The following is a 15,118-nucleotide window of genomic DNA, read 5'->3' as shown; positions in this document are numbered from 1 at the left end:
CTAATATCCAACAAGTAAGATTCCTTTAAGAGGAAGTTTTAGTCTATTCGAAATGTATAATGTTTCAAGGAAGTTAAATATCTTTTGGAAGTCATCGCCACCTCTGTAATCATTTCGTACAGCAACTATCAAATATTCAACCTCGAACATCATACAAGCTTGAAAAATGTCTTTTAAAAATTGATTATTAGCTACCGCCCTTCCGGCTTCCACCTCAATTACAATCTTTCCGTCATGGCTAACCGCATCGGCATTAAAAGACTTATCAATATTATTATTATAACCGAATAGAACCGGAACACTAATTTTTTGAAGATTCGATTTTCCACTTTCAACGGTAAAACGCAGTTCCTCTAAATGAGGTCGTAGTCTTTCCAAAACTTCATTTGACGAATAATTGAAATTGACTGAAGATATGTTAGACAATTCCTTTTCAAAACAATCAATAACTAATTTTATGCTTTGTGTAATGCCTTGTGACCTGGGAAAGAATTGATATCGAATCATGTAACTTCTTTAGTTAGTAAGGTAATAAGTTCTTCATCGTCTAAATTTATTTGGCTATCCTCGACAAAATAAAATATTTGATCGTCTACATACCTCGCTTCATCAAATACATGGTCATCATCTTTCAATAAAACATCATTTAAAGAAGTAACAGAAATCAGGACTTCGCCATCGTTTGGCAGTTCAACTACCCTCGCAGGGTAAAAAATATTTTGAAAATCAATCATTGTCTCGGGTTTGTTTACAAATATAAAATAAATTATTCCTCACAGAAGTACTCTTATCAACAACCGTTAAACTTCCCTTAACCCCGCTTAAAAATCCTACAATTGCCGTAACTTAGTGTACAAAGCAACACTATGAAACAGCCCCTGCTGGCATTTAACGATAAAGGCATTTACTGCGCGCAGGCCGATGTGTACCTCGACCCGTGGCGCCCGGTAGATAAGGCCATCATCACCCACGGCCATGCCGACCATAGCCGCTGGGGCCACAGGCAGTACATAACCCACCACATGAACGTGCCCATCATAAAGCACCGCCTTGGCGACATCTCCGTAACCGGGAAAGACTGGGGCGAAACCTTTACCATCAATGGCGTTACGTTCTCATTCCACCCCGCCGGGCACATCATCGGCAGTGCGCAGGTGCGGGTAGAGCACAAGGGCGAAGTTTGGGTATTCACAGGCGACTACAAAACCGAAGATGACGGCATTTCCACACCCTACGAGGTCGTAAAATGCCACACGTTCATTACCGAAAACACCTTTGGGCTGCCGGCTTTCAAATGGCTTCCGCAGCAGGAAGTGATGGACGACATAAACAACTGGTGGGCCAACAACAAAGCCGAAGGCCGCACGTCGATATTGTTCGGGTACACACTGGGCAAGGCACAGCGGTTATTAAAATACCTCGACCCCAACATCGGCAGGATATACACCCACGGCGCGGTCGAGAATATGACAAACGTGCTTCGGCCTATGGTTAGTTTCCCCGAAACAATACGTGTAACAGCAGAGGTAAAGAAAGAAGATTTCCCCGGTAGCATTGTGCTGGCGCCGCCAAGCGCGCACGGCAGCATCTGGATACGCAAGATGACGCCGTATGTCACAGGCTCGGCAAGTGGGTGGATGGCGTTCCGCGGGGCGAGGAGAAGGCGGGCTATAGACAAAGGCTTTGTGCTGAGCGACCATTGCGACTGGCAGGGACTGCTGGAGAGCATCAAGGCCACTGGCGCAGAGAAAATAATATGCACACACGGCTACAGTGATATCTTCAGCACCTACCTGCGCGAACAGGGGTATGACGCCCGCACCGAAAAAACGCAGTACGAAGGCGATGAAGGCGAAGTAACCGATGCAAAAGATATGGAGGCTGATAATGTGGAGGAAATGTAGGAACGGTAAAGTCACACTGAACTTGTCGAAGTGCAGTACGAGAAATATAGTAGGCTTCAACAAGCTCAGCCTGACTGGAAACTTTACAACTTTCAACTTTACAACTTTTGAACTGAGTGAATGAAAAACTTCGCGGAACTTATAAAGGCGCTCGACAGCAGCAACAAGACCTCGGTTAAGGTAGATGCCTTGACGGAGTATTTCCGCGTGGCCAGCGATAAGGACCGCGTCTGGACGATTGCCATACTGTCGCACCGCCGTCCACCGCGCCCCGTAAACACTACGTTGTTGCGGATATGGGCGAGTGAACTGGCTAACATTCCGCTTTGGCTTTTTGAAGAAAGCTACCACATTGTGGGCGACCTTGCCGAGACTATTGCCCTGGTAATCCCGACAAGCAATAATCATTCAGAAAAGACCCTGACCGAGTATGTGGAGGAAATGATTACGCTCAAACGCAAGACCGATGAGGAGAAACGCGAGTACCTGCATCAAAACTGGCTGGCGCTGAACTATTACGAACGTTTTGTTTTCACCAAGCTGATAACGGGCAGCTTCCGTATCGGGGTGAGCCAAAAGCTGATGACAAGGGCGCTCTCAAAAGCTACGGGTGTGGATGAAGATGTACTGGCTTACAAGCTCATGGGCGACTGGAATCCGGAAAAGATATCTTTTCAAAACCTGGTGATGGAAGAGCGGGCGCAGGACTTTGAGTCGAAACCTTACCCATTCTATCTCGCCTATGCAATCGAGGGCGAACCCGAAAGCTTGGGCGATTGTGCCGACTGGAGTGCCGAGCACAAGTGGGATGGTATACGCAGCCAGACCATCATCCGCAACGGGAAAATGTTTGTGTGGAGCCGGGGCGAAGAACTGGTGACAGACAAATACCCGGAGTTTGGGAAATTTTTGGATGTGATTCCGGATGGAACTGTGATTGACGGAGAGATACTTCCGTGGATAGATGGTGGTGTGGGTTCGTTCAACGACCTGCAGACACGTATAGGGCGCAAAACGGTATCGGCATCATTGCTTGCTAAAACGCCGGTAATCATAAAAGCGTATGACCTATTGGAATGGGGAGGGGAAGACATTCGCCAGAAGCCATTTATTGAAAGGCGAAAGCTGTTGGAAGAGCTATATGAAAACGTAAAGGACTACCAGATTCCATTGCATCTTTCAGAGCGGGTAGAGTTTGGCTGTTGGGATGATGTAATGATGGAAAGGGCAAAGGCACGCGAAATTCGCAGCGAAGGCCTCATGTTCAAGCGGAAGGATTCGCCTTACTTAGTTGGCCGTAAAAAAGGCGACTGGTGGAAATGGAAACTCGACCCGTTCTCTATAGATGCCGTGCTTACCTACGCCATGCGCGGCAGCGGCCGACGTGCCACGCTCTTTACCGATTATACTTTTGCACTGTGGGATACAAAAGAAGACGGCACAAAAGAGCTCGTGACCTTTGCCAAAGCATATAGCGGACTAACAGATGCGGAGTTCCGTATGGTAGATGATTTTATTAAAAAGAATACACTGGAACGTTTTGGCCCCGTCCGCAGCGTAACGCCCAAGCTTGTCTTTGAAATAGGCTTTGAAGGGATAGCGCTTTCGGGGCGACATAAAAGCGGCGTTGCAACCCGTTTCCCGCGTATTCTCCGTTGGCGAACGGACAAAAAGATAGAAGACGCTAATACGTTGGATGATTTAAAAGCGATGATACCGAAGTAGAAATTCCAAATAACAAATAGCAAATGACAACCGGAGCTTCATCCTTACGCACTTCCTGCAAGGTTTTCAAAACCTTGTAGGTATAATAAAATAACTAAACCTACAAGGTCTCAAAGACCTTGCAGGTTAGCAACCTGAAACATTAAACATTAAACTAATTCTGTGAACAGGGAACAGCTTTTCGACATAATCAACTCCTGGTTTGACAGCCGGGGCTGGAAGCCGTTTCCGTTCCAGACACAAACGTGGACAGCTTTTTTGCAGGGTAAGCACGGCCTGCTCAACGCCCCCACCGGCAGCGGGAAGACTTATGCACTTTGGGCGCCGGTGATAATGGATTATATAAAGAACAACCCCAATTATAAGACAAAACACAAGCCGGGATTAAAAGCCATTTGGATAACGCCGCTACGGGCGCTTTCTGTAGAAATTATGCAGGCCGCCAGCCGTATGGCAGATGAATTAGGGACGGGATTAACGGTCGGCGTACGTACTGGTGATACATCATCATCTGAAAGGTCAAAGCAGAAAAAAACAATGCCCGACCTGCTCATAACCACACCCGAAAGCATGCAGCTGATGCTCGCATCCAAAGACTATACTTCTGTCTTTAAAACTTGCGGAGCAATTATCATTGACGAATGGCATGAGCTGCTCGGCACCAAAAGAGGTGTGCAGGTGGAGCTGGCATTAAGTCGCCTCAAAGCTGTAGCGCCAAAAATGCGTATCTGGGGGATATCGGCCACCATAGGCAATCTGGAACAGGCCATGCAGGTGCTTTTGGGAACTGACCCCGAAGCGCTTGAGAACGCACAGATGATACGCGCGCACATCAACAAGAAGATAAATGTTATCTCAGTAGTTCCTGAAAAGATGGACGCCTACCCGTGGCGGGGGCACATGGGCCTTCACCTGGTTGATGAGGTAGCGAAAATCATAAAGAAAAGCCAGACTACGCTGGTGTTCACAAACGTACGTTCGCAGTGCGAAGTATGGTACCAGGCGCTGCTTGAAAAGTATCCGGAATTTGCAGGCGAAATGGCTATGCATCACGGAAGCATTGCTAAAGAAACGCGGCAGTGGGTAGAGCAGGCTATACGCGATGAACGGCTAAAAGCTGTTATCTGCACCTCAAGCCTGGATTTGGGTGTCGACTTTGCACCCGTTGAAACCGTGGTACAGATAGGCGGGCCAAAAGGTGTTGCGCGTTTTTTGCAACGGGCAGGACGAAGCGGGCATAGGCCGGGGCAGGAAAGCAACATCTACTTCCTCGCCACGCATGCCATTGAGCTGATAGAAGCATCAGCCCTGAAACGTGCAGTGAAAGAAACGGTAGTGGAAGACCGTGTGCCTTATCTAAACAGTTGGGATGTGCTTGTTCAGTATCTCGTGTCATTGGCCGTAAGTGATGGTTTTTATCCTGATGAAATCTATAAGGAGGTGAAGACTACATTTTGCTTTCAGGGAATGACGGAAGAGGAGTGGCAATTCTGTCTCAACTTCATTACAAAAGGCAGCCAGAGCCTTCGTGCATATGACGAGTTTAAAAAGGTAGAAATAGAAGCCGACGGTAAGTTCAAGGTGCATAGTAAGGCAGTTGCTCTGCGGCACAGGATGCAGATAGGTACAATAGTAGGTGACTCGGTTATGAACGTTAAGTTCTTTGGCGGGGGATATATAGGCAGCGTTGAAGAATGGTTTATATCAAAATTAAATCCCGGAGACGTTTTCATTTTTGCGGGACGAAAACTGGAGCTTCATCGCGTAAAAAATATGGAGGTGCTGGTGAGGATGGCTAACCCCGGCGCTAAGGCGGTACATGCCAGCTGGATGGGAGGCAGGCTCACCTTATCCTCACAAATGAGCGAACTGATACGTGAAGAAATGTATGCAGCCAATACCGATACCATGTCGCGCGAATTGCGTGCGCTTGCCCCCATGTTCAAACGCCAGCGCAAAGAAAGCATTGTACCTACGGATGAGGAATTCCTGATTGAAACGTTTAAAACCCGCGAAGGCTACCATGCCATTTTTTATCCGTTTGAAGGGCGATATGTTCATGAAGCCCTGGCAAGCGTTATGGCCTACAGGATTAGTCTGTTGTCGCCCATAACATTCTCCCTTGCCTATAATGACTATGGTTTTGAGCTGCTATCTGATAAAGAAATCGATATGCAGGCTGTTTTAGATAATGACCTGTTCACGCCGCATCACCTCCATGCCGATTTGCAGGCCAGCCTTAATTCTACTGAAATGGCCCGGCGTAAATTTCGTGATATTGCCGTGATTGCAGGGTTGGTATTTACAGGTTATCCCGGAAAGGTAGTCAAGACCAAGCACCTGCAAAGCAGTTCGCAACTGATATTTGATGTGTTCAGGGATTATGAACCTAATAATTTACTGTTCACACAGGCCTATCGTGAAACATTTGAGCACCAATTGGAAGAAGGACGATTGCTGATAGCCCTTGAGCGGATACAAAACCAGACCATTGTCTGGAAGCAATGCGAAAAGCCGACTCCATTCAGTTTCCCTATTATTACTGACAGGCTTCGTGAAAAACTTACCAGCGAAACTCTGGCAGACAGAATAAAACGTATGACAGCAAGCTATATGAAAGGGGATAGTTAGTACGCTCTGGTAATTATCTTCCGCCCATTGCCCGGATAATCCTGGTGGTTCGCCTATCGGCATACATGCGGTTAAGTGATGTAAACGCCCATATTGCGGCCGGTATCCATCCAATAATTGTTACCTGTAAAATAAGGCAAACAATACCGCTTACAATTTTACCTTGCAGAATAAGCGACAACCACGGCAAGAAAAACGCAATCACGTATCTCATTTGTTCTTTTTTCCAAACATAGTAATTTTCCTGATACGCTGTTTTAACTATTTCAAGAATAACGTTTATGTATCTTTGTGCCTCCAAATGACGAGGGGATTAAATGACATTAGAGATTGACATAAATGGCCGCGCGTTTGTACTGCATTGTTCGGGCGCGCTGTATTGGGTAGAAAAGCGTATGTTGCTGATAAGCGATGTACACCTGGGCAAAATTTCGCACTTCCGCAAACACGGTTCAGCCCTGCCTGACGGCGCTATTTACAAAAACTTCCTGAAGCTTGATAACGCTGTTGAATACTTCAACCCTGAGGTCATATGCTTTTTAGGCGATCTCTTCCATAGCACGCTTAACAATGAATGGCAGTTGTTTACAGACTGGGTAAATGCCACGCGCCTGCCTATTATACTTGTTGCCGGCAATCATGATATCATCAATCCTAAAAAATACCACGACCTTGAAGTACAGGTTGTGAGCGAGTGGGTGCTTGACGGTTTCTTGCTTACACACCATCCTGAAGAGCGCGAAGGCCTGTTTACATTGTCAGGCCACATACACCCTGCGGTGCTGCTGTCGGGCATGGGCAGGCAGTTTGTACAACTGCCGTGTTTCTTTCGCTCACCGGCACAAATGATACTCCCCGCATTTGGCGAATTCACAGGAACATATGTGTTGGAGCCACAGGAGCATGATATAATTTATGCCATTACTAAAGAAGATGTTGTGCTTGTTACAAAACGCCAGGTTTCCATGCGCAAAGCCCGCTGATGCCGCAAATAACAATAAATTGTTATATTTCTGATTTAACATTTTTATAAGGGTACCTCCCTTTACATTTACAAGTTTAATATTTGTAGCAGTAAGGGTAATCATGAGCTTTAAAGTTAAGGTTAATAAGATTCGCAGCAAGATTATGCGTGGCCTTACGCGTAATATTGGCAAGTCGTCTGCGGCTAAATATTCAAAAAATCAAAATCTGGAAATTAAGCGCATACTTATAAGCCGACCAAATGACCGCCTTGGTAACCTGTTGCTTATAACACCGCTGGTACAGGAAGTTACTGCCATTTGCCCCAATTGTAAAATCGATCTTTTTGTGCGGGGAAACCTGGCGCCTATTATTTTTAAAAACTATACAAACATTGACCGCATAATCCGACTTCCAAAAAAGCCATTCAGGCAGCTGCCTGCATATATTTTTAAGTGGTTTCAGCTCAAGTCAAAAAAATATGACCTTGTTATCAACGTTATAAAAAATTCATCTTCAGGAAGGCTGTCAACATTAGTGGCAACATCAAAAATTAAATTTTTTGGTGACGATTTTGATGAGTCAGCAACTGAACATATGGCAAAATATCCGGTTTATAACCTCAGGAAATTTCTTTCGATTGAAGGCTGTAATATTGTAAATATGAATGTGCCGCTGCTTGACATAAAACTTTCTGAAGAAGAAAAAGCTGAAGGCAAAAAAGCACTTGACGCAATAGCGCCACAACCTGAAAAGGAAACCATATGCCTTTTTACAAATGCAACCGGAGGCAAAAAACTATCGGTAGGATGGTGGGAAACATTTTACACCAAACTTCAGGAAAATTTCCCAGGGTATAATATTGTTGAAGCGCTGCCGATAGAAAACACATCACAGATAGATTTTAAAGCTCCATCATACTATACAAGAGACATCCGTGAGCTGGGGGCTTTTATTTCAAACTGCAGATTATTTATTGGCGCTGACAGCGGGGTTATGCATTTAGCTTCGGCAGCTCAAACCACTACTGTAGGGCTCTTTAAGGCAGCTAATGCAGAAATGTATACACCATACGGAAATGGTAGCGACTATGTAAATGTATGTGATAATTCGGTTGAAGATGTTGTTACTGCAGTAAAGAGTATATTGACCATCTCTTAAATAAAAGAGCAACATGAAGATGTTGCCCTTTATTATTTTTGTGGTGACTATTATTAAAAAGATTTCAGGAACTCGTCGGTATGATAATCCAGAAATTTCTTTGCAGCGGCATATACCCCGGTGCTGTATTTGGCAGGGTCAACAGGTATTACCTTAGCCTTTGCAGTATTTCCATCGCGTACGCTGTAAAATGTCCCGTATATTGTGGACGTGCCAAGCGCATCCCGGCTGCCGGCTGCATAGCTGGTTACTGTAGCTTCGTCAATTACTCCGTTTATGGCCAGGGGCTTGCCCAATGTACCTATATAGGCTGATGTGCTCCCAGCCCCCATCTTGCCGTGATAAAAGCCTACAGTGCTTGTTACATACGTTACATCATTAGAACCTTTAAATTTAATTTTGGCATCATTGGTTGTAATAATGCCCTCACTGTCAACCAATCTGAGATTAGTAGAGACCTTCAATTTTGCGCCATTACCCTGAAAGGCTCCTTTATCGCTTACAAACAGCACTGTGATATCAACATTTCCTATAATAGCATCATCAAGGTCACGAGACAGGCGTGGGAAAAGCATTGTTTCATTACCAAGAAAACCACCCTTTTTTGCTTTGCCTTTTTTGTCAAGTCCTTTTATAAAGTATTCAAAACCTGTGGGAGAGCTGGTCATTACACCCGGTATTTCTGCTAGTGTAATTTTGCCGCCCTGCTGCCGCATATAATCAGCATAGGTTTCTGTTCTGGCAGCCTCGTCAGCAGTTATGATAGTAAGGCCTTTTGCTTTTAGCTTGGCAATGTAGTCGGCATACAGCTTATCTGTAATTTCCTGGACTGTTTTTTCATCAAGGCCTTCAAGCCCCACAGATAGCGAAGTTTGCGCATCGCCCTTCATGCCGCCGCCAAGCATAGAGCCCCCTTGTTTAAATTTTTCTTTTTCGTTGTACACCTGGAAGTTTACTTCAAACCCCGAGATGTAGATGCGCTTAGCATTTTTTAGCTTACTAAGTCCGTTAGATTGGTCTTTCGGCTTAAACTCGCCAAGTGTCTGCGCGAAGCTGCCTGCGCATAGCAGCAACAATAGTAAGTGGAGTAGTTTTGTTTTCATACAGTAATTATTGGATTGATATCCAAAACTACTTACAGCCTATGGTTTTAGCAATAAGGCAATTGCCTTAATATACACATGCGTTATGAGGAACTGTCAGTAACAAAATAAAAAGCGTAAATAATTTTAATTAATTATTTACGCTTAGTCTTGTAGCCTCGCCAAGAATCGAACTTGGATCAAAAGTTTAGGAAACTCCCATTCTATCCGTTGAACTACGAGGCCGAATAAAAAAGGCCATCATTTCTGATAGTCTTCTTAAAGCTCCCCTTTCTATAAACTTTTCGAGCCAGTTTTATACTGATTTACAAAAAATCTATGAATTACAGAGGGTTTTAAGTTATGGCTAAAAGATAAAACCTTTTTAAAATTGTTTGTATCCCTAATAATACATAATGTTTATTCCTTATATAGACTTGAACATTATGAAACAGGATTACAATGCGGCTGCAAAAATAGTAAATTTTTTTAATTGAAAAATTATTTGAAGGTGTTTACAGTAAAAAACGTGATAATAACTTAATTAAGAAAGTTTTAACAAAGTCAGGATTTTTTATATATTAGCCGCCAACAAATCAACTAACTATGTCACCTTACTCAAAATTAGCTTTCGTCCTCGGAAGTATTTTCTGTACAGTTACAGCATTTTCACAAGACATCCTTTGGGAAAAATCATACGGCGGCAAACACGCCGATTTTCTCTTTGACGTACAGCCCACAGCCGATTATGGTTTTCTACTTGCCGGCAGTTCCCTTTCCAACAAAACAGGCAATAAAACAGAGCCAAACAACGGCAACCTGGATTACTGGCTATGGAAAATGAATGAAGGCGGTGACCTTGACTGGCAGAAAAACTACGGGGGCTCAGGCATTGACATGCTTTACAGCGTAAAAAACACCCGTGACGGTGGGTTTATCCTTGGCGGTTCATCAAACTCACCCGAGGGCTTTGACAAAAAAGACCCGTGTTTGGGCTTGGAAGACTTCTGGATTATAAAGCTCAACGCCAAAGGGGGTGAAGAGTGGCAGAAGACCATCGGCGGCGCAGGCTCTGATGTACTTAAGACAATCATCCAGACCAGGGATGGCGGCTATATCATCGGAGGGTCGTCCTCTTCAGGCGTAAGCGAAAAGATTTTAAATGGTGGTGTTGATCCATATGGCAAAAGCGAAAAGAACCGCGGGGCTTTGGACTTTTGGATTGTAAAGCTCGATGCCCAGGGCAAGATAAAGTGGCAGAAAACCTTCGGAGGGAGATATGCCGATGTGCTGCAGAGCCTCGAGCAGACGCAGGACAATGGCTATATCATAGGCGGCACATCCAACTCACCTGCATCACAGGATAAGACCAGTGACAGCTATGGCGCATCCGATTTTTGGGTCATAAAGCTGGATGCAGAAGGTAACATGCAGTGGCAGAATATCTTCGGAGGTGAAGGCGATGACCGGCTATCGGTAATAACACAGACAAAAGATAAAGGATATATCATTGGCGGAAGCTCAGCGTCATCTGCCACAGGCAATAAGAAGAAACCATCGAAAAACGGGACAGACTTCTGGATACTAAAGCTGGATGAAGCAGGTGAGATAACCTGGCAAGAAACCTATGACAACGGGGCAACCGACCTGTTGGTATCACTGATTGAGAACAATGATGGCAGCTATCTTGTAGGAGGCTACTCGAAGACAGAGACAACCGGCACCACAAAGACCGACAAAAAAGAAATCAACGACTACCTGGCTTTCCGTATCAACGAAAAGGGCGAAGAGATATGGAAAGCAACAGCAGGCAGCAATGGAGAGGACGTATTGCAAAAGGTGGTAGAAACCCGTGACAGGGGCTATATCATGGCCGGTACAGCCAAAGGCAAGGCATCACGCGACAGGGAGGGCAACCGCGGCAGCAATGACTTTTGGGTGGTAAAGCTACGCGATACCCATAAAACCGACGCTGCACAGGAAAAGCAAATGCTTGAGGCCATACCCAACCCTGCGCAGCAATACACCAACGTGATTGTAGGCTATGAATTTACAACCGGCACTGCCACAGTATATGACCTTGGCGGTCGGCAGCTACAGCAGACACAGGTAACAGGCAGGACAATACCCATTGACCTGAGCCCTTACCCTGAAGGCATGTACATTATAGAAGTTGCAACCAACAGCGGCACGCATTCAGTAAAAGTATTGAAAAGAAAGAACTAATCCTTACCAATAAATTACCAATCATGAAATCAAGATTATCGGCTTTGTTATCATTGTTTGTCACTGCTGTATTGGCTCAAGATATGCCTAAGGTGGTACCGCCATCCCCGGAAGCTGCAGCAGCGTTTAAATTTACAGAGATGCCGGTGTCATTATATTCTGGTATGCCTAATATAACGATTCCTCTATTTGAGATTGAGTCAGGCGGTGTTACCGTTCCAATCAGCCTTAGCTACCATGCACGAGGGGTACAGGTAGCCGAAATTGCCTCACGGGTTGGAACAGGCTGGACATTGAATGCCGGCGGTATGGTGTCTCAGCAAATAAGGGGCGAAAATGACTTGGCCTTTCCTATGTCTTCATGTTATGATTATCAAAATTTTTACAGTAGTATAAGCACAAGACAATATTGGGGAAATTACCAATTTCCCGGTTACGGTCCATGTGACCAGATACCAGATGTGTTTAGCTATTCTGTAATTGGAATAAGTGGTAAAGCAATGTTAGATCAACGGGGCGGTAATATCTGGCTTCAGCAAAGCTACAGCGATTTGAAACTTTCATTACCGAATAATATAACTGATGGACAAGGGAATGAATACTATTTTGGAGAAGAGCAGATCATAACCCCGGAGGTTAGATATCCTGCTGTAGATATTGATATTTCAACAGACCAGAAGATAGTATACGGTACGGGGCAAGTCGCTAATATTGGCAATAGTGTAAATAATTCATCGCACCCCAATACTTGGCACCTTACCCGGATAAAAACAGCAACAGGACCAGAAATTAAATTTTTCTATCGAAGAGAAACGTCATGGTCATGGAAAAGATCTTACGACAAAAATATAGCCCCCAATAACGAAAGCCATGTAAGCCTGGCTACATCTAACCAACAGCGTATCGACAGCATCAGTTTTGATAAAGGTAAATTGGTGTTTGAATATCAAAACACTCCGAGACAAGATGTATGGAACAGTCACAGCCCACAAAAAATAACTTTATATGATAAGGCAGGGCAATTTATCAAACAGGTTATATTCACTTATGAATATACTAAAAGTAATGATCAATCAAATATAAACTTTGTACTACAAAGTGATACCATATCGTATAATAGGCTATTCTTAAAGACGGTCCAGTTTGTTGATCAGAATAACAATACATTACCTCCCTACACTTTTATCTATGATGAAACGGTGCTACCTAGCCGACACTCCAACTCAGTAGATACATGGGGTTATTATAATGCTAAACCTAACGGAGCTTTTTTAGAAACGGGATTTTCTGACCGAACAGTAAATTCAGCAGTAGTTGGTGCAGGCCTTTTGAAAACCATGATAAAACCGGAAGGTGGTCGTGTAAACTTTTACTATGAACCTAATAAAGGTTTAAATGTTTTTCCAGAATCTGTACAGTTTGATAACCCCAATCCTTTATTTACTAGAGTTGTTTCATTGTCTCAGATAGATGCAGGTATGATTCCAAGTATAGATACTGATACAGGCCTGCCAAAATATAACGGTCAGGGAAACTATTCTGATGTCTTTACAATTTCACCACTCAAAACAGGATTTATAACATATACATTAACAGATCCGGGCCTCGCCGACTGTCCTTGTGGTGGAGCACTAGGATGTACAAATAGTCCGCCCAACTTAGACTGCGAATTTTATGTTACTATTGAAAAATTTAATGTTTTTACACAACAGTATGAAAATCCCGAGAGATTATATTATGGGACTAGAACAATTTCACTTGCGCCTGGTAAATACAAACTAAAAGTAGCATACCAAAAACAAGCTACCGAGCCTTATATAACAAATCCTAATCAACAAGGTTATGTCTTAGACAATCCTGCAAAAAATTTTAGAGCTACAATAATCTGGTATGAGCAGGACGCCGAGATAATGGGCAATGAATTTATATGTGCAAATGAAAATCTTTCAGGGACTACTGTTATATATGCAGCAGGCAACAGAATAAGGAAAATCGAATATCTGGATTCTGAAAATGCTGCTCCCGCTATTACAAAAACATATACATATACAGGACCTGATGGAAAGCCGAGTGGAAGGATTTTAGGAATAACAAATTTTGTATCTATTACAAAACTTTCCTTAAATGGGCAGCCCGCTACATTTGTGCAACCTTGGGGAACAGGTGGTGGAAGTCCATTCACAACATTTCAGGGTAATAATATAGGTTATCAATACGTGACAGAATATTATGGAGAAGGAAATAACACTATCGGGAGGACAGATTACGAATATTCAATAGTTTATGATACCGGACGATATTATGATTTTCCTTACCATCCACCTACAGATAATGAATGGCTGAGGGGCAAAGAGGTAAAAGTAAAACATTATAAAAAGAATGGTAGTAATTATGAGTTGGTAAAATTAATCGATAATCGTTATCGATTAGCAGATTCTCTTGAATATGGCGAAACCATATGTAATCATCCTTTTGTAAAACCTTCAGTAAGGATTCCCATTACGCAAAATTTACCTGCTAATGCTCCATATAATGGAGGCTATGAAAAAAATGAGCGTTATTATACAATTCCATTTTCAATTACACCAATAGCAATTAATCCTACAGAGCCTAATGGTCCTGGTGGCTACAAAACCTATTACATGACCGGTGGCACTATGGACTTGGGCAAAAGAATTACAACCGATTATTTTGATAATGGGAGTACGGCCCAGGTCACCACAGAATATTTTTATGATTATATCAGCCATTATAACCTTGCCGAGCAGCGGCAATCTACCAGCACAGCAGATGAAAGGCTGATCACTAAATATTTTTATGCAGGCGATTCTGAAATGGCCAGCGAGCCTGTTATATCAGCTTTACGGGACAAAAATATGCGTGAAATTCCTCTTATAACACAGTCATACAGAGATGGGACGAAGTTGTCAGAAACAAAAACGAAGTTTGCAAACTGGAATACTGCTACAAACTTGCTTTTGCCTGAATATATTAAAGCCGCAAAAGGAACAAACCCGCCTGAAGACAAGATACAGTATACAAAAATTGATACTGCAAACGGCAACATCCTTGAAGTAAGGCAGGTTGATGGTAACTACGTGTCCTACATATGGGGATATAAAGGAACATATCCTATTGCCAAAATTGAAAATGCGACATTCCAGCAAGTCTTAACTGCATTGAGTACTACAGAAGCAGCATTGAAAAGTCTTACAATAGCTCCTGCAAATATCAGGACAGTACTGCCAAATGCACTTGTAACCACTTATGAGTATAAGCCGTTGGTTGGTGTTACAAAAATTACCGACCCTAACGGATTGGTTACAAACTATATATATGACCAGTTCAACAGGTTGAAAGAGGTACGCGATCAAGATAACAACCTGCTCAGCGAAACTCAATATAATCACAGACAATAACACCTTA

The 15,118-nt window shown here is 43.5% G+C and carries 11 protein-coding genes and 1 tRNA gene; 7 read left to right on the top strand and 5 right to left on the bottom strand.

Features of this window, described 5'->3' with window-relative positions; genetic code table 11:
- Together LRS05_RS02215 and LRS05_RS02210 are read right to left on the bottom strand one after the other, a co-directional pair.
- On the bottom strand, nt 1-378 hold the full coding sequence (locus tag LRS05_RS02215) for a hypothetical protein (protein ID WP_257866821.1): 378 nt from the start codon (nt 376-378) through the stop codon (nt 1-3).
- Between the two features lie 125 nt (nt 379-503).
- On the bottom strand, nt 504-734 hold the full coding sequence (locus tag LRS05_RS02210) for a hypothetical protein (protein ID WP_257866820.1): 231 nt from the start codon (nt 732-734) through the stop codon (nt 504-506).
- 132 nt (nt 735-866) lie between these two features.
- Here LRS05_RS02210 and LRS05_RS02205 point away from each other — a divergent pair, with 132 nt between their 5' ends.
- The 3 genes from LRS05_RS02205 to LRS05_RS02195 all read left to right on the top strand — a co-directional run bounded on the left by LRS05_RS02205 (nt 867) and on the right by LRS05_RS02195 (nt 6,260).
- Entirely contained in the window at nt 867-1,904 is a 1,038-nt protein-coding gene (locus LRS05_RS02205; protein WP_257866819.1) for a ligase-associated DNA damage response exonuclease, read from the top strand.
- Nucleotides 1,905-2,024: 120 nt separating this feature from the next.
- Nucleotides 2,025-3,629, top strand: coding sequence for an ATP-dependent DNA ligase (locus tag LRS05_RS02200; protein WP_257866818.1), 1,605 nt, complete (start codon nt 2,025-2,027; stop codon nt 3,627-3,629).
- A gap of 162 nt (nt 3,630-3,791) precedes the next feature.
- On the top strand, nt 3,792-6,260 hold the full coding sequence (locus LRS05_RS02195) for a ligase-associated DNA damage response DEXH box helicase (RefSeq protein ID WP_257866817.1): 2,469 nt from the start codon (nt 3,792-3,794) through the stop codon (nt 6,258-6,260).
- A 13-nt stretch (nt 6,261-6,273) separates the two neighbouring features.
- Here LRS05_RS02195 and LRS05_RS02190 read toward each other — a convergent pair whose 3' ends face one another.
- Nucleotides 6,274-6,474, bottom strand: coding sequence for a YqaE/Pmp3 family membrane protein (locus LRS05_RS02190; RefSeq protein ID WP_257866816.1), 201 nt, complete (start codon nt 6,472-6,474; stop codon nt 6,274-6,276).
- Nucleotides 6,475-6,577: 103 nt separating this feature from the next.
- On the opposite strand from LRS05_RS02190, the gene pdeM reads away from it, so the two are divergent.
- Together pdeM and LRS05_RS02180 are read left to right on the top strand one after the other, a co-directional pair.
- Nucleotides 6,578-7,243, top strand: a complete 666-nt coding sequence (gene pdeM, locus LRS05_RS02185; RefSeq protein WP_257866815.1) for a ligase-associated DNA damage response endonuclease PdeM — start codon at nt 6,578-6,580, stop codon at nt 7,241-7,243.
- 103 nt (nt 7,244-7,346) lie between these two features.
- Entirely contained in the window at nt 7,347-8,384 is a 1,038-nt protein-coding gene (locus tag LRS05_RS02180) for a glycosyltransferase family 9 protein (RefSeq protein WP_257866814.1), read from the top strand.
- A 53-nt stretch (nt 8,385-8,437) separates the two neighbouring features.
- On the opposite strand, the gene LRS05_RS02175 is transcribed toward LRS05_RS02180, so the two are convergent.
- Both LRS05_RS02175 and LRS05_RS02170 read right to left on the bottom strand, forming a co-directional pair.
- A complete protein-coding gene (locus LRS05_RS02175; RefSeq protein WP_257866813.1) occupies nt 8,438-9,487 on the bottom strand; it encodes a hypothetical protein in 1,050 nt (349 codons plus the stop codon).
- 153 nt (nt 9,488-9,640) lie between these two features.
- Nucleotides 9,641-9,712, bottom strand: a tRNA-Arg gene (locus tag LRS05_RS02170).
- Between the two features lie 360 nt (nt 9,713-10,072).
- Here LRS05_RS02170 and LRS05_RS02165 point away from each other — a divergent pair.
- A complete protein-coding gene (locus LRS05_RS02165) occupies nt 10,073-11,692 on the top strand; it encodes a T9SS type A sorting domain-containing protein (RefSeq protein WP_257866812.1) in 1,620 nt (539 codons plus the stop codon).
- A gap of 23 nt (nt 11,693-11,715) precedes the next feature.
- Nucleotides 11,716-15,111 carry an RHS repeat domain-containing protein gene (locus tag LRS05_RS02160; RefSeq protein WP_257866811.1) on the top strand — a complete coding sequence of 1,132 codons (3,396 nt, stop codon included), beginning with the start codon at nt 11,716-11,718 and terminating at the stop codon, nt 15,109-15,111.
- Nucleotides 15,112-15,118 lie beyond the last annotated feature (7 nt).

Source organism: Flavobacterium sp. J372 (assembly GCF_024699965.1).
Taxonomy (GTDB): domain Bacteria; phylum Bacteroidota; class Bacteroidia; order Flavobacteriales; family Flavobacteriaceae; genus Flavobacterium.
Note: the sequence above shows the minus strand (reverse complement) of the source record. Positions and strands in the feature narration are given on the sequence as shown.